General features: G+C 32.2%; 15 protein-coding genes. 4 read left to right on the forward strand and 11 right to left on the reverse strand.

The genetic code is table 11. From position 1 onward, the window contains the following. The first annotated feature begins 165 nt into the window (after window positions 1–165). Window positions 166–1,152, forward strand: a complete 987-nt coding sequence (locus KA873_RS12885) for an FUSC family protein (RefSeq protein ID WP_064264273.1) — start codon at window positions 166–168, stop codon at window positions 1,150–1,152. 88 nt (window positions 1,153–1,240) lie between these two features. On the opposite strand, the gene gatD is transcribed toward KA873_RS12885, so the two are convergent. Together gatD and murT are read right to left on the reverse strand one after the other, a co-directional pair. Continuing rightward, on the reverse strand, window positions 1,241–1,963 hold the full coding sequence (gene gatD, locus KA873_RS12890) for a lipid II isoglutaminyl synthase subunit GatD (RefSeq protein ID WP_107386598.1): 723 nt from the start codon (window positions 1,961–1,963) through the stop codon (window positions 1,241–1,243). Next, entirely contained in the window at window positions 1,960–3,279 is a 1,320-nt protein-coding gene (gene murT, locus KA873_RS12895) for a lipid II isoglutaminyl synthase subunit MurT (protein WP_107505222.1), read from the reverse strand. The genes gatD and murT overlap by 4 nt, the downstream gene beginning before the upstream one ends. 169 nt (window positions 3,280–3,448) lie before the next feature. Here murT and KA873_RS12900 point away from each other — a divergent pair, with 169 nt between their 5' ends. Further along, window positions 3,449–3,955, forward strand: a complete 507-nt coding sequence (locus KA873_RS12900; RefSeq protein WP_019469608.1) for a ferritin — start codon at window positions 3,449–3,451, stop codon at window positions 3,953–3,955. A 203-nt stretch (window positions 3,956–4,158) separates the two neighbouring features. Next, window positions 4,159–4,713 (forward strand): 3'-5' exonuclease, encoded by a 555-nt coding sequence (locus KA873_RS12905; RefSeq protein ID WP_107386600.1) that lies wholly within the window; start codon window positions 4,159–4,161, stop codon window positions 4,711–4,713. Between the two features lie 38 nt (window positions 4,714–4,751). Here the strand turns inward: KA873_RS12905 and dinB are convergent, their stop codons facing one another. From dinB to gatC, 7 genes are all read right to left on the reverse strand, one after another. Beyond that, window positions 4,752–5,822 carry a DNA polymerase IV gene (gene dinB / locus KA873_RS12910; protein ID WP_064264263.1) on the reverse strand — a complete coding sequence of 357 codons (1,071 nt, stop codon included), beginning with the start codon at window positions 5,820–5,822 and terminating at the stop codon, window positions 4,752–4,754. Between the two features lie 198 nt (window positions 5,823–6,020). Then, entirely contained in the window at window positions 6,021–6,575 is a 555-nt protein-coding gene (locus KA873_RS12915; protein ID WP_107505220.1) for a DUF3267 domain-containing protein, read from the reverse strand. 205 nt (window positions 6,576–6,780) lie between these two features. Continuing rightward, window positions 6,781–8,142 carry a 23S rRNA (uracil(1939)-C(5))-methyltransferase RlmD gene (gene rlmD / locus KA873_RS12920; RefSeq protein ID WP_119517847.1) on the reverse strand — a complete coding sequence of 454 codons (1,362 nt, stop codon included), beginning with the start codon at window positions 8,140–8,142 and terminating at the stop codon, window positions 6,781–6,783. Window positions 8,143–8,280: 138 nt separating this feature from the next. Continuing rightward, window positions 8,281–9,198 carry a diacylglycerol kinase gene (locus KA873_RS12925; RefSeq protein ID WP_064264257.1) on the reverse strand — a complete coding sequence of 306 codons (918 nt, stop codon included), beginning with the start codon at window positions 9,196–9,198 and terminating at the stop codon, window positions 8,281–8,283. A 446-nt stretch (window positions 9,199–9,644) separates the two neighbouring features. Further along, window positions 9,645–11,072, reverse strand: coding sequence for an Asp-tRNA(Asn)/Glu-tRNA(Gln) amidotransferase subunit GatB (gatB, locus tag KA873_RS12930; protein WP_064264255.1), 1,428 nt, complete (start codon window positions 11,070–11,072; stop codon window positions 9,645–9,647). Window positions 11,073–11,084: 12 nt separating this feature from the next. After that, window positions 11,085–12,542, reverse strand: a complete 1,458-nt coding sequence (gene gatA, locus KA873_RS12935; RefSeq protein WP_210140558.1) for an Asp-tRNA(Asn)/Glu-tRNA(Gln) amidotransferase subunit GatA — start codon at window positions 12,540–12,542, stop codon at window positions 11,085–11,087. A 1-nt stretch (window position 12,543) separates the two neighbouring features. Then, on the reverse strand, window positions 12,544–12,846 hold the full coding sequence (gene gatC, locus KA873_RS12940; protein ID WP_019469599.1) for an Asp-tRNA(Asn)/Glu-tRNA(Gln) amidotransferase subunit GatC: 303 nt from the start codon (window positions 12,844–12,846) through the stop codon (window positions 12,544–12,546). A 382-nt stretch (window positions 12,847–13,228) separates the two neighbouring features. Here gatC and putP point away from each other — a divergent pair, with 382 nt between their 5' ends. Continuing rightward, window positions 13,229–14,764 carry a sodium/proline symporter PutP gene (gene putP / locus KA873_RS12945; protein ID WP_210140560.1) on the forward strand — a complete coding sequence of 512 codons (1,536 nt, stop codon included), beginning with the start codon at window positions 13,229–13,231 and terminating at the stop codon, window positions 14,762–14,764. A gap of 98 nt (window positions 14,765–14,862) precedes the next feature. On the opposite strand, the gene KA873_RS12950 is transcribed toward putP, so the two are convergent. Together KA873_RS12950 and ligA are read right to left on the reverse strand one after the other, a co-directional pair. Next, window positions 14,863–16,074, reverse strand: coding sequence for a CamS family sex pheromone protein (locus KA873_RS12950; protein ID WP_064264248.1), 1,212 nt, complete (start codon window positions 16,072–16,074; stop codon window positions 14,863–14,865). A gap of 12 nt (window positions 16,075–16,086) precedes the next feature. After that, window positions 16,087–18,090 carry an NAD-dependent DNA ligase LigA gene (gene ligA, locus KA873_RS12955; protein WP_107505115.1) on the reverse strand — a complete coding sequence of 668 codons (2,004 nt, stop codon included), beginning with the start codon at window positions 18,088–18,090 and terminating at the stop codon, window positions 16,087–16,089. Window positions 18,091–18,092 lie beyond the last annotated feature (2 nt).

An 18,092-nucleotide genomic window follows, 5' to 3' on the forward strand; every position in this document is an offset into this window, starting at 1 on the left:
CCTTTTTGTAAATTATATTCTTTCTTATTATAGCAGACTTTTTTTGATATAATAAATTAGAAAATTTTTATCATATATAGTTTAACATTTTAACCAAATAATGACATAACCACTTTTACAATTCTGGTTAAATCATTAAACGTTTATTTTTATAGGAGTTTTAATATGAATGATTCTTGGTATAAAAATATTGTTGGTGCACGAACTCTGAAAACAGGTTTAGCTACCTTTTTAACTGCTCTTTTTTGTTTAGCCTTAAACTTAAATCCAATTTTTGCTATATTAACAGCTATTGTCACAATTGAACCAACCGCTAAGGCATCGTTAATAAAAGGTTATAGAAGACTTCCTGCAACAATTATTGGTGCGTTATTTGCCGTTATATTTACTTTTATTTTCGGCGATCAATCTGCTTTTGCCTACGCATTTAGTGCAACATTCACCATTATTCTTTGTACAAAATTAAATTTACAAGTAGGTACAACTGTAGCAACTTTAACTGCAATGGCTATGATTCCTGGCATACATGATGCTTATTACTTTAATTTCTTCTCCAGATTATTAACGGCTATCATTGGATTAGTTACAGCGGGATTAGTAAACTTTATTGTCTTACCTCCCAAATATTATGATCAATTGGATGATGCTATTAATCAAACTGAAGCAAAAATGTACGCATTATTTCATAAGCGTATGCGTCAACTGGTTATTGGTAAATTTTATAATGGAACGACCAATCAACAATTAACCACATTATTAAATTTAAACCAAAAAGTCGAGACGTTACTTTCTTATCAAAAAGATGAGCTCAGTTATCACAAACACCACAATTCAGAATGGATTCGTTTAAAGTCTTTAACTACGCGTACACATACAAATCGCTTATTTATAACTCACTTATCTAACTTAGTTTTTTTACCAAAAGACACACAAGTTACTTTTACTAAAGATGAGCAACTTGCCATCCTAAATATTGCTGAGAGTATAAATAACATACATAGAACTGGACATTTTGAGCGTCATCCAAAATCAGCGTCGTTACTTAAATCCACCGTCAAAGGTTTAGATGAGTTTGATAAAAATCAATTAAAAAGTCATATTGTCTATGAAATACTATTAATTTATAGAATTTTAAATAATCGGTTTGCTTAAATTGATCTATTAACTATTGTTACATCAACAAAACAGCCTAGGACAAAATGTCCTAGGCTGTGATTTATTCATACTAGTTAAATCTTTACTATTTTTGTTGAGCAACGCGCTCAACAATTACTTTCTTAGCTGCTTCTTCCTCTGAATTGTCTAATTCTTTCGGTTCAAATACAAGGCCTTTACGTTCGCATGCTTTTTCTAATAGATAATCTGTAATTTCATGATTTTTAGGTAGTATCGGTCCGTGTAAATAAGTACCTAGTAGATTCTTGTAATGAATGCCTTCTTTAGCATCGTCATCATTATTACCAAATCCATGAGTAACTTCACCTAAAGTACCGTAATTATGATAAGTACGGCCCCCATGGTTTTCAAATCCTACAATTGTACCAAAAGTATTACTTTCAATAACAATATCTCCTGTTAAACGATTTTTTTTAGATTCTGTATAAAAATCTAAAATATTTAAACCTTCTAGTTCTGTGCCATCTGGTGTAATGTATTTACGTCCTAAAAACTGGTAACCACCACATACAGTTAGACCAGGCAAACCATCTTCAATAGCAGCTTTTAACTTACTTTTTATTTTACTCAATTCTAATGTTGCTAATGCTTGTTCTCTGTCACTACCCCCACCAATAAAGAAGATATCACATTCATCAAAAGTAACATTTTCCGTCTGATTAATATCTACAACTTTTAAAGTGATATTACGGCGTTTTGCACGTTGTTTAAGTGCAATGATATTACCTATATCACTGTACAAATTTAATTTATCAGGCATAAAGTGATAGACCGTTAACTCATTCATTTTACGTTATCCTCCTCAAAAGAGTGATTCAATTGTTTTAACATAGGGGCAAGTGAAGTATAGTTAGGTATTGCTACAGTAAAACTATTAGTATATTCCATTGTTTTCGCAGTAGCTTTATAGATATCATTTTCTAAAATAACTGGTACATTTATCTCTGCGAGCTTTAATCTCAATTGTAGCTCTTCTGCTCGTGTACCTGTAACTATTATGGCTTCTATCTGTTGATTCGCTAATTTTTCAAAGTCAGCATCATAAATCCAGGATGTATCACGTCCATCTGCAGCATGATCATTTAAACTGATGACGTAAACTTTGTTCCCCTCTATCCGATCACCAACTGAGAGACTTGCATTCATACCTGCAGGGTTCTTAGCTAGATTGATCATTGCTTCTTTCGTACCCTTTTTAAAATACTGCATTCTGCCATTATCAGAAGTATAAGTTTCAAACCCTTTTCGAATTGACGCATCATTTAATCCAAGTTCTCTGAGCACGGTATAAGCAGCAATTGCATTATATGCATTAAAATCGCCTGCAATTTTCATATTAAATGTTGTAGTACCAACATTTAAATTTATAAAAGGTGTTAAATCAAATTGAGCTACTTCATATTTTGTATTTTCTCGTTTAAAGCCACATTCACAATAATAATGGCCTAATTGATTATAATGAATATAATCATAATGTAATAAGCGACCACAATTAGGACAATATCTACTTTCATTCATAGAACTTTGTTCAAAATCATGCGCGTGCTTTTTCATTCCATAATAATTAACAGTGTCACTCGCTATCTTTAATCTACTGACAAATGGATCATCAGCATTTAACAATAATTTTATCCCTTTATTATCAATTGCTTTTGCAATATTATTTACCATAATATCGATTTCCCCAAATCGATCCATTTGATCACGGAAGAAATTAGTAACCACCATCATCGTAGGCGTAACTTCATTAAGTACTCTTGGTATTGAACCTTCATCAATTTCAATAACTGCGATTTTAGTGTTTTTTTTAATTTGTAAAATAAAGGCTGATGTAATACCAGCAGCCATATTGGCACCTTCATTATTATGTATGATTTCTATTTGATTCTCTTTCAAAGTATGACCTATTAAATTTGATGTAGTCGTCTTCCCATTTGTACCACTTATAAATACAATCTCATCTACATGAGATGCTAATTCTCTTAAAATATTTTTATCCACTTTTCTAGCGACTTGACCTGGTAAGTCTGTTCCCTTTTTCCCAACAGTACGACTTACTTGTCTTGCCAGTCTCGCTAGACGTGTTGCAGTCCATTGTCTCATCTACTTCCTCCTCTACTATTCACTCAAATATTATAACACGATTAAGTTGTATTCCAAACAATTCTCAATGCAAATATCTTTCACATTCTTTAGATTAGAATAATTATTATTTACGAATGAGAATAAGTTTGCTATACTAATGAAAAATGATACATGGAGGCTATTACTTATGTTGAATAAAGAATTATTAGATGCATTAAATGAACAAATGAACCACGAGTATTTTGCTGCACATGCTTATATGGCAATGGCTGCGTATTGTGATAGTAAGTCCTACGAAGGCTTTGCTAATTTCTATATCCAGCAGGCAAAAGAAGAAAGATTTCATGGTAAGAAAATTTATGATTATATCAATGATCGTGGTGAACAAGCAATATTTAATTCAATACCAGCACCTAAATCTGAATTCACAAGTATCTTAGAAACATTTGAAGATGGCTTAGCCCAAGAACAAGATGTAACACGCAGATTTTACAATTTATCTGACCTAGCTAATAAAGATAAAGATTATGCCACAATTTCATTTTTAAATTGGTTCCTAGATGAACAAGTCGAAGAAGAATCAATGTTTGATACACATATTGATTATTTAAACCGTATCGGTGACGACAGTAACACTTTATATTTATATGAGAAAGAATTAGCTGCACGTTCATTTAATGAAGATGAAGCATAGCGTTAATACGCTAACAAATTTTTAAAATTAATGATGAATATACAGAAGCATGCCAACATGATTGGCATGCTTTTTAAGTATTTTGCTAGTAGGAAAGGACTGTTGATCATCTATTATGCTTAATTGAGTTTTACTCGCTTGACTTCGATAAGAGAATTATATAAAGTCATAACATATTCTATAAGAGAAAGGGTTCTTGCTTGATGACAGCTAATGCTTATATTGCTTTAGATTTTGAAACTGCAAACGGAAAAAGAACGAGTATATGTTCAGTGGGAATGGTCAAAGTTATCAATCATCAAATTACAGAATCTTTTTATACACTGGTTAATCCAAATGACTATTTTTCAAAACAAAACATTGCCGTACATGGTATTAATCCAAATGATGTAAAAGATGCGCCGACATTTGAATCAGTATATCCATATATGATGCAATTCATTGATGGATTACCAGTAGTTGCTCATAATGCTGCATTTGATATGAATGTTTTGTATGACAGCATTAAGCAAATTGGTCAAGACACACCAACAATCACTTATTTTTGTTCACTACAACTATCAAGAAAGACAATAAATAATCATCGTTATGGGTTGAATCATATGATGCATTATTACAATCTAGATTTTCACGGTCATCACGATGCTTTAAATGATGCTAAAGCATGTGCAATGATTACATTTCGATTATTAAAACACTATGATGATTTGAATAGTATATTAACAATATTTGGTAAGCAGTTAAAAGATAAAGATTAATTTATTCAAAATCAGTAATTATTTCCATGATATTTCGTTTATATATAATCATAAATTGTCATGTTTTCATATGTCGCTTTTTCTAAGTTACCTACTGTAACGCCCACCAATCTAATTGGTGTTTCTGAATCTTTTAGTTCAGTATATAAACTATAAGCAATGTTATAAATATCCGTCTCATTTCTAATCGGATCTCTCAAACTTCTTTGTTTTGACAAAGTTTCAAATTTAAAAGTTTTAATTTTAACAGTGACAGTTTTGCCAGATTTTTGAATTCTGGCTAAGCGTTCAGCTGTTTTATGACTTAACTCCCAAATTTTTTGAAGAATTTGATCATCATCATTAACATCTGTTGCAAAGGTGCGTTCTGTGCCAACTGACTTTCTAATTCTTGTGGCTTTTACTTCATTATTATCTATACCTCTCGCCTTATTGTACAATCCATAACCGCGTTTTCCAAAAAGACGAATTAATTCACGCTCACTTTGGTTATATAAATCTTGGCCATTATAAATTTTATGCTCATGCATTTTTTCTTTAGAAGCTTTACCTACTCCTGGAAAATCACCAATATCTAAGCCCATTAATATTTCATGTACATTTTTATAATCAATAATAGTTAGACCGTTAGGCTTATTCATACCGCTCGCTAATTTTGCTAAAAATTTATTATAAGAGACACCTGCAGAGGACGTTAATTGGGTAGCTTCGTAAATATCTCTACGAATATATTGCGCAATCATAGACGCTGGTAAATCGGGACGGACTAAATGCGTAATGTCTAAATATGCTTCATCCAATGACAATGGTTCAACGATTTCAGTGTAACTTTTAAAAATATTCATAATTGTGTTTGAGGCTTCCTTATAAGCTTCAAATCTAGGAGATACATAAAAACCATTCGGACATAATTTATGTGCTTGTGCGGTGGGCATTGCAGAATGAACACCATATTTTCTTGCTTCATAAGAAGCTGTTGACACCACGCCTCTACCACTCGCTTTTCCACCGACGATAACTGGTTTCCCTTTTAAACTTGGATTATCCCTTATTTCTACTTGAGCAAAGAAATAATCCATATCTATATGAATGATTCTTCTTTCTGTCAATGCACACACCTCCCTTTTTAAACTTATATAATTATATTATTGATATTTATCTTACAATCTAAATGATTTTGTTACATAATATATGCTCATGATAGTAAAACAAACAAAAAAGAGTTAGCTATCCGCTTCTTAAATACGATATCATCTATAATGATAATTATGTATTTAGCAGTATTACTAACTCAGATTAATTAATTATTATGGTTTTGATTCAGTTTGCAATTCAATTGAAGGGTTTTTTGTATAATATTTAATACCATCCTCAGTATCTTCTATGACTTCCACTTTCTCATTTAACACACCTGAAAGTAAATACAAATCCACAACACAATATCCAATATGAAAACTTGTAATAAATATGATAGATGAGTAAGGCGTAATAAAAAATATGATAAATAAAATGGGTGATATAATAATTAAAGGGGCTAACATAATTAAGCTATATTGCCATTTTTTGAAATAAACTTGTGGCATATGTGACTTTATCAAACCATATTTAACTCTATAAATAGGTTTTCGACCTTTTGATAAGATGCGAAACATTAAGTTATGAATCAATTCATGTAAGAAATAAACAATAGTAAAACCTAAAATACCATACAATAAATTAAATAAGATATTTTGCTCTATAACCGAAGCAAATAAATAAGCAAATTTATATGATAACAATATACTGATCATTACTATTGTTAATTGGAATAGTAAGAATCCTTCTAATAACTTTTTATTAGAAAACAACTCAATTTTAAACATTAGCAACCCTCCAAATGCTTTGTTATTACCTAGAGTATACAATGATTTTAATCACTTAGAAAGAGCTATTGAACAAAGTTAATGACTTGTAATTGAATTTTAACAAATCTTCTTACATTGAAATAAACTGCAACACTGAGCAAACAATAAGTTAATTAACTTTACACAATGTTTATTAAATCATGCTTATCTATTAACCTACGTTTTATATACGATTAAATTGAGCAACCGCTTCAACATGTGTTGTATGAGGAAACATATCTACTGGTGTAATCTTCGTTAGTTTGTAATGTTGTGCTAAATATTGCGCATCACGTTGTTGTGTTGAAGGATTACATGAAATATAGACAATTTTTCTTGGGTTTAATTCTAATAATGTTTTTAAAAATGTTTCGTCACAGCCTTTTCTAGGCGGATCAACCATCACTACATCTGGTTTAATTCCTTGTGATTTCCATTTTAATATAACCTCTTCTGCCTTACCACAGACAAAAGTAGTATTTTCAAATTGGTTTATAGTCGCATTTTGTTTAGCATCTTCAATGGCTTCTGACACAACTTCTACGCCATAAACATGTTTCGCTTTTGGTGCCATATATAAACCTATCGTTCCGATACCACAGTAAGTATCCAAGACAACATCATCCTGCTTTAAGTTTGCGTATTCAATCGCAAGTTGATACAATTTTTCAGTTTGTATCGAATTAATTTGATAAAAAGATTGATCACTTATTTTGAAGGTAACGTCTGATAATTTATCATTGATTGTTGTCTTACCATATAAAGTATTAGAATCCGCTCCTAATATTACATTTGAATGTGTATTATTGACATTATGCTTTATACTTGTAATTTCAGGAAATGCTTTAACTAATTTTTGCACAAGTAAATCACTCTGTTTAAATTTCTTGCCATTGGTCACAAATATCACCATTAACTCTCTTGTATGGTGTCCAGTACGAATGACAACGTGCCTCATAAGCCCTTGTTTTTTATGTTCATTATAAACGCTAATATTCAATTCGTTAAACCAAACTTTAAGTTGATTCATAACTTCTTGATGCAATTGGTCTTGAATTAAACAACTTTCCATATCTATAATATCGTGACTTCTTTGTCTATAAAAACCTGAGATAATCTCTTCGTCTTTATTCTTTCCAACAGGTATTTGTGATTTATTTCGATAATACCAAGGATTTTCCATACCAACTGTGTCATTAATAATTGTATCTTTAAAATCTGCTTTTCGATGAAACAAATTAATTACTTGTTCTTTTTTCATATTCAATTGAGCTTGGTATGTCATATGTTGTAATTGACAGCCTCCGCATTTGTAATAATATACACATGGTGGCTCAACACGTTCTTTACTTTGTTCTTTAATTTCTATTAATTTACCTATTGCAAAATTCTTTTTTACTTTAATCACTTTAAATTTAATCGTTTCATCTATTAAAGTATTAGGAATAAACACAGGATACCGATCTAACTTTACAACGCCGTGTCCTTCATGTGTTAAATCAATTACGTGTCCTTCTAAGATTTCATTTTTTTGTAATATGCTCATATTATCACCCCATATAAAAGAGGTTAGGCTATTTGTATCTTTACCTAACCTCGTTGTCTATTAACGTTTTTGAAGATTCATTTTAACTCATTTATTTAAACTAGTTCACGATTACGATTTATTTTAATATTATATTTGTTATTGCTCAACTAGTTCCTCATTTTTAATGTCACTTGGTGTATAAACTTCAATATGCTGTTTTAAATTCAAGAAATTTCCGGGCAATTTACCACCATATTCACCGTCCACATTTAATTGCATATCTATAAATGAAGAGATATTGATTGATTTTGCTTTTTTATAATGCACTTTAGGATGTTTAATATGCTCACCTCTTGAAGCAAGGGTCATAATATGCCCTAACTCTGCTAAATTAGCTTTTTCCACTATAATCAAGGTGAAATAACCATCATCTAATTTGGCATCAGGCACTAATTTTTCAAATCCTGCCATAGAGTTGGTCAAACCTAATAAAAACAAGAGCGCCTCTCCCTGAAAAACCTCATCATCATATTCGATACGTATGTCAACAGCTTTCATCTGAGGTAACATTTCAAATCCTTTAATATAATATGCAAAAGGACCAACAATTGATTTCAATCTACTTGGTGTTTCATAAGATACCTGTGTTAATTGTCCCCCTGCAGCTAAATTAATAAAATATCTACTATTCATTTTTCCAATATCAACGCGCGTTGAATGGCCTTCTATAATCACATCAATCGCACTCATAATATCATTGGGTAAATGCAATGCACGCCCAAAATCATTTACAGTTCCCATTGGGATGATTCCAATTTTAGGTCTATTTGGATGTTCTGCTATACCATTGATGACTTCATTGAGCGTCCCATCGCCCCCTGCAGCTATTAAAACATCATAGTCTTGAGTTAAACAACGTTTAGCTTCAGTTGTTGCATCACCAATTTTTTCAGTTGCATAGGCACTCGTTTCAAAACCGGCCTTTTCTAATTTTATTAACACATCTGGCAATGTTCGTTTAAACAATTCTTTACCAGATGTTGGGTTATAAATGATTCTAGCTCGTTTTCTCATATTTTATCCCTCAACTTTTTATACTCAGTATATATATTAAATGATTTAGTTAAATGATAAAAGCATTTAGGCTATTTTCAAAAAGAAAATATAATATACTACTTAATATTAAAGAAATTGAAACTTCCATTCCTATTATCAAAACATGGCACTATCCATAATTTAAATTAGCGCTCTTATATTTTAAATTTAAGATTTTGACTGTGAATAATGCTTGCCTGATATATCGTTCGTTCTTATAATATTTCACACATATTATTTCATTGAATTCAGCAATTTATAAAATTACATTAAAAAGTAGTAGTTCAATGTGCGCTTAAAGTTTTATAAAAAAACGTCAATTCCTATTTTGTTATAGAAATTGACGTTTAATACTTTATCCAAGCTGTTTATTTCTCGGTTACTCATTAATTAGATTATAACTGTTCAAAATGCAAATGATTTTGTTATCTTTTATCTAATTCTTGTTTTAATAGTTGATTCACTAATTGTGGGTTAGCTTGACCTTTTGAAGCTTTCATAATTTGACCAACTAAGAAGCCCATTGCTTTACCCTTACCATTTTGATAGTCTTCAACTGATTGTGGATTATTGTCTAATGCTTCATTTACAAATTTAAGAAGTGTCGCTTCGTCAGAGATTTGAACTAAACCTTTATCTTCCATAATTTGTTTTGCATCTCCACCATTTTCAGCTAGTTCTGGGAAAACTTTTTTAGCGATTTTACTGCTCATTGTGCCATCTTCAATTAATTTAATCATACCAGCAAGATTTTGTGGTGTGAGTTTTGTATCTAATAATTCTATTTGATGTTTATTCAAGTACTCGTTAACGCCACCCATTAACCAGTTGGAAGTTAATTTTACATCAGCACCTTCTGCTACGGCACCTTCAAAGAAATCAGACATTTCTTTTGTTAATGTAATCACGTGTGCATCATATGCTGGTAAACCAAATTGATTCACGTATTTTTCTTTTCTTTCATCTGGTAATTCAGGAATTGTTTGACGTACGCGTTCTTTCCACTCATCGTCAACATATAAAGGTACGATATCTGGTTCTGGGAAGTAACGGTAATCGTCTGATCCTTCTTTCACACGCATAAGAATTGTTTTACCCGTAGATTCATCAAATCGTCTTGTTTCTTGTAAGATTTCTCCACCATTCAACAATTCTTCTTCTTGACGTTTTTCTTCATATTCTAACCCTTTACGTACATAAGTAAATGAGTTTAGATTTTTCAGTTCTGCTTTTGTTCCGAACTCTGCTTGACCATATGGACGTAATGAAATATTGGCATCACAACGCAGTGAACCTTCTTCCATTTTACAATCTGAAACACCAGTATATTGAATAATTGAACGTAATTTTTCTAAGTATGCATATGCTTCTTGTGGTGAACGAATATCTGGCTCAGACACAATTTCAATCAATGGTGTACCTTGTCTATTTAAGTCAACTAATGAATAACCATCTTTATGTGTTGATTTACCAGCATCTTCTTCCATGTGTAAGCGTGTGATACCTATGCGTTTTGTTTCACCATCTACTTCAATATCAATATAACCATTTTCACCTATTGGCTGATCAAATTGTGAAATTTGATATGCTTTAGGATTATCTGGATAGAAATAGTTTTTTCGATCAAATTTTGATTCTGTTGCAATATCCATATTTAATGCCATTGACGCTCTCATCGCCCAATCAACGGCACGTCTGTTGACAACTGGTAGTACTCCAGGGTAAGCCAAATCAATTACGTTTGTGTTTGAGTTAGGTTTCGCTCCAAAATGTGCTGGCGATGGAGAAAACATTTTAGATTCTGTTTTTAACTCAACATGGACCTCTAGTCCAATAACTGTTTCAAAATGCATGATTTCCACTCCTTATAAATTTTCGTATTCATTATGCAAATTAAATTTTGATTCATATTGGAAAGCGACACGATATAATGTTTTCTCATCAAAAGGTTTACCAATAAATTGCAAACCAATTGGACGTCCATTCGCTTTACCACAAGGAATAGATATACCTGGCAAGCCAGCTAAGTTAACTGGTGTTGTTAGTAAGTCATTCGCATACATTGTAAGTGGATCATCGATTTCTTCACCTATATTAAATGCAGTTGTTGGTGTTGTTGGCCCAACTACAACATCATAGTTATCAAAAATACGATCAAAATCGTTTTTTATTAATGTTCTAACTTTTTGTGATTTCTTATAGAACGCATCATAGTATCCTGAACTTAGTGCAAATGTGCCAAGGAAAATACGACGCTTAACCTCTTCACCAAATCCTTCACTTCTTGACATTTTATATAATTCTTCTAGTGAATTTGCTTCTGGAGAATGATAACCGTATCTGATACCATCAAAACGTGATAAGTTTGAGGATGCTTCAGATGATGCGATTACATAATAAGAAGGAATGCCATATTTCGTATTCGGTAATGAAACTTCTTCTACTGTAGCACCTAGTTCTTTCAATGTTTCAACAGCTTTTTTTACAGATGCTTTCACTTCATCAGATATACCTTCACCGAGATATTCTTTTGGTAATGCCACTTTAAGGCCTTGAATATCTTTACCAATATCAGATGTAAAATCTGCATCTTCTACAGGTGCACTCGTACTGTCATTTTCATCTAAACCAGTAATTGCTTCTAATACTAAAGCATTGTCCTTAACATTGCGCGTTAGCGGCCCAGTTTGGTCTAATGAAGACGCAAATGCTACTAAACCAAAACGTGATACACGACCATAAGTTGGTTTTAAACCTACAATACCGCAATAAGCTGCAGGTTGACGAATTGAGCCACCAGTATCTGAACCTAAACTAAAAGGTACTAATCCCGCTGCAACAGCTGCTGCTGAACCACCAGATGAACCACCAGGAACAGCCGTGTGATCAAATGGATTTAACGTTTTCTTGAAATAAGAAGTTTCTGTAGAACCTCCCATTGCAAATTCATCCATGTTTAGTTTTCCAATTAAAATAGCTTGTTCATTGCGTAATTTATTCATTACTGTAGATTCATAAATAGGTACAAATCCTTCTAGCATTTTACTAGCGCAAGTTGTTTCTACACCTTCAGTAATAATATTGTCTTTAATTCCCATTGGAATACCAAATAGTTTGCCTTCCATTTGGTCTTTGGCTTGTAACTCATCTAATTCTTGTGCTTTTTTAATAGCATTGTCTTTATCTAATGCAAGAAATGAATTAATTGTTGGATCAGTTTCTTCAATTGCATCATAGATATCGTTCACTATTTGTGAAGGTTTAATTTCTTTATTTTTTATTAATGTAATTAAATTTTCCACAGATTCATAACGGATGGTCATCTTAAGCGTCCTCCTCATTCATGATAGATGGTACCTTGAACTGTCCATCTTCCGTCTCTTTAGCATTTTTTAATGCAAGCTCTTGAGGAATGCCCTCGATTGCTTTATCTTCTCTTAACACGTTTTGTAAATCTAATACGTGATAAGTTGGCTCAATTGAGCTAGTGTCTGCTGTATCTATATGATTAGCAAAATTTAAAATACTTTCTAATGTATCTTGCATTTCAATTGTTTCTTCTTCAGATATTTGAAGTCTAGCTAAATTAGCAATATGCTCTACCTCTTCACGTGTAACTTTAGCCATTAAATAAAAGCCTCCTTTTTACTCATTCATTATAAAATTGTATCAAAATTTCAAACAAAAATCTAAACTTTTCAACAATAACAATAAATAACCATATTTTAATTAAGTTCCGTTTGGTAAAACATTTGTAATTATGTAACTTAAATATGTTTCAAAAACAATATATACAATTTTCATAGTATTAATAACAATTATTGCATAATAAATCATAAATTTTATAAAGTGCGTAATATCATTCTATGTTTTGTAAGCACTTTCATTTTTGTCATTGAGCTAAATATTTCAAAAAAATAAAAATAAATCTACTCTATTTATAAATTACATTGTATAATAATTCATGTAACACAATTTAATATTCTGGGGATAAGGGAGTTGAAGTATTATGTTTATTCTAGGTACATCTTTAGCTAATCAAGTTCACGTTACTTGGCAAACGTATATTATGATTATCATTTATTTTATCATTTTATTAGTTATTGGCTATTATGGTTACAAACAATCAACAGGTAATTTAAGTGAATTTATGCTGGGAGGTAGAAGTATTGGCCCTTACGTAACTGCCTTATCAGCAGGTGCATCCGATATGAGTGGATGGATGATTATGGGTCTCCCTGGATCTGTGTATAGCACTGGTTTATCAGCAATGTGGATTACAATCGGTTTATCACTCGGCGCTTATATTAACTATTTTGTAGTTGCACCTCGACTCCGCATTTATACTGAAATTGCAGGAGACGCTATCACCCTGCCAGACTTTTTTAAAATTCGACTCAATGACCGTAAAAATTACATAAAAATAATTTCAGGTCTAATTATTGTTGTGTTTTTCACTTTATATACACATTCTGGGTTTGTATCTGGTGGAAAATTATTTGAAAGTGCTTTTGGTTTAAACTATCATTGGGGACTTATCATAGTTGCAGCAATAGTAATTTTTTATACGTTCTTTGGTGGGTATTTAGCTGTATCCATTACGGATTTCTTCCAAGGTGTAATTATGTTAATCGCAATGGTAATGGTTCCTATTGTAGCACTTACAAAACTCAACGGTTTGGATACTTTTAGCGAAGTAGCAGCTATGAAACCTACCAATATGGATTTGTTTAAAGGGACAACGTTTTTAGGTATTATTTCATTATTTGCCTGGGGATTGGGGTATTTTGGTCAACCACATATTATTGTTCGGTTTATGTCCATTAAAACACATAAACTTTTACCAAAAGCAAGACGTTTAGGTATTAGCTGGATGGTTATTGGTCTCTTAGGCGCAGTTGCTGTAGGCCTAACAGGTATCGCATTTATACCTCAATACCACATTAAAATGGAAGATCCAGAGACACTCTTTATCATTATGAGCCAAATTTTATTCCACCCTCTTGTAGGCGGTTTCTTGTTGGCAACTATCTTGGCAGCTATTATGAGCACAATTTCATCTCAGTTATTAGTGACTTCTAGTTCATTAACTGAAGATTTTTATAAACTTATTCGTGGTGAAGCGAAAGCAAAAACTCACGAAAAAGAGTTTGTAATGATTGGACGACTATCTGTTTTACTAGTTGCAATTATTGCAATTTGGATTGCATGGTCACCAAATGATACAATTTTAAACCTTGTCGGTAATGCTTGGGCAGGATTTGGCGCAGCGTTCAGCCCGTTAGTGATTTTCTCACTATACTGGAAAGGGTTGTCTCACGCTGGCGCGCTGAGTGGTATGATTACAGGAGCTTTAGTCGTTATTGTGTGGATTGCTTGGGTTAAACCGCTAGCATCAGTAAATGAAATATTTGGTATGTATGAAATAATACCTGGTTTTCTAGCAAGTGTGATAGTTACTTATCTAGTAAGTAAAATTACTAAAAAACCTGGTGAATTTGTAGAGCACGATTTAAATAAAGTTAAAGAAATGGTTAAAGAATAATCGAATCGCAACGCTCTCACTATAAATTGATACTAAAAAGCCACTCTTGTAACACATAACGTGATTACATAGAGTGGCTTTTATCGAGAAAACGTATACTAATTATTGTTTTTATAAATATGAACTTGTGGATCTTTGTCATCTTCAGTTTTACTGATTAAAGCTTTTGCTTTGTTACCATCTTTTATGCGAATTTCATATTCGTCAATATCATCAAAGTATTTCTCTGCTTGTTCAGTGATGTATTGTGTGATACCAATTGTTTCTGCTTCACCATAATAATCAATCGGTACATCAACTGTTAATTGTTTTGCTTTTTTATTATCGAATTTAACTGTACCCACTGCTTGAGTAAAGTTGTTAAAATACGTCTGTAAATTATCATTAAATTGCTTAAAATTATTATTTAAATTTTCATCAATTTCCCCTGCTTCATCAGAAGGTAACAATGCTGTAGTTTGATTTATATCTTTCCATTCATTAATACGCGTCTTGCCGTCTTCAACTGTCGTACCAGCAATAAATTCACCTGGAACAATTGAATTTTCACCAGTTTGTTTATAAATTGCAAAGTGTATTGGTATGTCTTTCAAATCTTTATTTTCTCTGACTCTCGACAAAATTTCTCCTGCCATTTGCTTACCTTGTTTTTTAATTTCTTTGTCATCTAATTTTTTACTATAGGTTTCGCCATCTTTTTCTTTTTGATAGTAATATGTACTATTCATAGCTAGTCCGATAGTCATACCTTTAATTTCCTTACCTTTAGTATCACCACTAGCATAAAAATCTTGTTCTAAAATATTTGAAAGATACGCAGGTGATTCTTCAGCAATTTTTTCTGGATCTGTTTCTCCATTATGAGATGGATTTAGACCTAAATTCTCATTCGCTTTCTTTTCTTTTCGTTCATCTTCATCCATCTCATCTACTTCAGATTTAGTATATTTTGGATCTAAATAAGCATTAATCGTATCTTTATCTAAGTACTGACCATCTTGATATAAATAATCGTCAGTTGGAAAAACTTGTTTACTCAATTCTAAGAGGCCGTTTTCGAAATCTTCCCCATTATAACTATTTGCCATGTTATCTTGTAATAAACCACGTGCTTGGCTTTCTTTAAATGGTAAAATCGTTCTATAATTATTACCTTGAACATGTTTATCAGTAGCGATTTCTTTTACTGAACCGGATTTTTCTTGCTGTTTATTGTCATCAGGTTGTTCTTTACTTTTTTCATTATCATCATTTCCACATGCTGATAATAGAAAAATTGCTGAGATGAATAGTATAATCGTTCTTTTCATGCATTATCTCCTCTATCCCTCTATTTCTTTTTGTTTCTGGACAAAGTCATCCTCCGTCCAAACTTCTGTGCCAAATTTTTCGGCTTTTGTAAGTTTTGAACCAGCGTCTTCTCCAGCAATTACTAGATCTGTCTTTTTAGTAACACTATTTGTAACTTTAGCACCTTGCAATTCTAACCATTTTGAAGCTTCATTTCTTGTCATTTGATATAACTTACCAGTTAATACAATGGTCTTATTAATAAATTCTGGATGACCTTCTAACTCAGTTGTTTTGACACCTTTGTAAGTCATATTAACATGTTTTTCCTTTAATTTATTAATAAGTGCACGGATATCTTCATTTTCTAAATAAGTGACTAATGATTGTGCTAATTTTTGACCAACATCATAAATTTCAATTAATGATTCTTCAGTAACATCAAATAAATGATCCATCGTTCCATATTTTTCAGCAATGACTTGGCTCGCTTTGACCCCTAGGTGTCTGATTCCTAAACCAAATAGTAAATGTTCCAATGAGTTTGTTTTAGAATGTTCAATCGCATTTAATAGATTGTTGACTTTCTTCTCACCCATTCTCTCTAATGGTAGCAAATCGTCTTTAGTTAAGTAAAATATATCAGCAACATCTTTTATTTTTTCATTTTCATAAAGTTGTTGAATAATTTTAGTACCTAAACCATCTATATTCATTGCTTGTCGTGATACAAAATGAATCATACCTTCAACGAGTTGTGCTTGGCATTTTGGATTGATGCATCTTAATGCTACTTCCCCTTCTATTCTAACTAGTTCATGATCACAACTAGGACAATGTGTTGGCATGTGATAAACTTCAGCATTTTCCGGTCGACGATCTAAAACGCTTTTTATAACTTCTGGTATGATATCGCCAGCCTTTTTAATTACTACACTATCGCCAATTCGGATATCCTTTTCATGAATTAAATCTTCATTATGTAAAGAAGCTCTAGAAACTGTCGTTCCCGCTACTTTTACTGGCTCAAGTATGGCCGTAGGTGTAACGACGCCTGTTCTACCAATACTAAGTTCAATATCTAATAAATCTGTCATGACTTCTTCAGCAGGGAACTTATATGCAATTGCCCAACGCGGAGATTTTTGTGTATACCCAAGTTCATCTTGTTGATCTAAATCATTCACTTTAATAACAATGCCATCAATATCATATGGCAACTGTTCCCGCGCTTCCGTCCATTTTTCAATATAGTCGAATACTTCTTCTATAGTTTGAGCACGTTCTCGTTCTTTATTTGTTTTAAAACCTAATTTATCTAATTCATCTAAAGCTTCACTTTGTGTATGAGCATTAAATTGTGTAAAGTCATTCACACTATATAGGAAAACACTTAGTTTTCTCTTTGCTGCAAGTTTGGAATCTAATTGGCGCAGTGAACCAGCAGCTGCATTTCTTGGATTAGCAAATGGTTGTTCGTCATTTTGTGCTTTGGCTTCGTTTAAATCAAAGAATGATTTTCTAGGCATATATGCTTCACCGCGAACTTCAAATGTTCTGGCTTCATTAATCTTTAATGGTATCGCATGTATCGTTCTTAAGTTTTCGGTAATATCTTCGCCTGTAGTACCATCACCACGTGTCAAACCTTGTACGAACCTACCATTTTCGTACTTGAGAGACACAGCCAAACCATCTATTTTCAACTCGCACATATATTCAACTTGATCAATTTGCTTACGTATACGTTGATCAAATTTTCTTAAATCTTCTTCATTAAAAGCATTTCCTAAACTCAGCATCGGTGTATCATGATTTACCTTTTCAAACGTTGATTGAGCTGAGCCACCTACCCTTACTGTAGGTGAATCAACTGTTTGATACTCTGGATAGTTTTCCTCAATATCTATCAATTCGTGCAAAAGTTTATCATATTCACTATCTGGTACTGAAGGATTATCTTGTACATAATATTCATAGCTATATTGATTTAGCAATTGATGTAATGCATCGACACGCGATTGTAAGTCAGCCACGC

It is taken from the genome of Staphylococcus sp. GDY8P45P, from assembly GCF_017892745.1.
GTDB lineage: Bacteria > Bacillota > Bacilli > Staphylococcales > Staphylococcaceae > Staphylococcus > Staphylococcus cohnii.

What these genes read in the sequence shown, in the direction of transcription:
- KA873_RS12885 (WP_064264273.1), top strand. Translation starts at nt 166, where the DNA reads ATGAATGATTCTTGGTATAAAAATATTGTTGGTGCACGAACTCTGAAA.
- gatD (WP_107386598.1), bottom strand. Translation starts at nt 1,963, where the DNA reads ATGAATGAGTTAACGGTCTATCACTTTATGCCTGATAAATTAAATTTG.
- murT (WP_107505222.1), bottom strand. Translation starts at nt 3,279, where the DNA reads ATGAGACAATGGACTGCAACACGTCTAGCGAGACTGGCAAGACAAGTA.
- KA873_RS12900 (WP_019469608.1), top strand. Translation starts at nt 3,449, where the DNA reads ATGTTGAATAAAGAATTATTAGATGCATTAAATGAACAAATGAACCAC.
- KA873_RS12905 (WP_107386600.1), top strand. Translation starts at nt 4,159, where the DNA reads ATGACAGCTAATGCTTATATTGCTTTAGATTTTGAAACTGCAAACGGA.
- KA873_RS12915 (WP_107505220.1), bottom strand. Translation starts at nt 6,575, where the DNA reads ATGTTTAAAATTGAGTTGTTTTCTAATAAAAAGTTATTAGAAGGATTC.
- rlmD (WP_119517847.1), bottom strand. Translation starts at nt 8,142, where the DNA reads ATGAGCATATTACAAAAAAATGAAATCTTAGAAGGACACGTAATTGAT.
- KA873_RS12925 (WP_064264257.1), bottom strand. Translation starts at nt 9,198, where the DNA reads ATGAGAAAACGAGCTAGAATCATTTATAACCCAACATCTGGTAAAGAA.
- gatB (WP_064264255.1), bottom strand. Translation starts at nt 11,072, where the DNA reads ATGCATTTTGAAACAGTTATTGGACTAGAGGTCCATGTTGAGTTAAAA.
- gatA (WP_210140558.1), bottom strand. Translation starts at nt 12,542, where the DNA reads ATGACCATCCGTTATGAATCTGTGGAAAATTTAATTACATTAATAAAA.
- gatC (WP_019469599.1), bottom strand. Translation starts at nt 12,846, where the DNA reads ATGGCTAAAGTTACACGTGAAGAGGTAGAGCATATTGCTAATTTAGCT.
- putP (WP_210140560.1), top strand. Translation starts at nt 13,229, where the DNA reads ATGTTTATTCTAGGTACATCTTTAGCTAATCAAGTTCACGTTACTTGG.
- KA873_RS12950 (WP_064264248.1), bottom strand. Translation starts at nt 16,074, where the DNA reads ATGAAAAGAACGATTATACTATTCATCTCAGCAATTTTTCTATTATCA.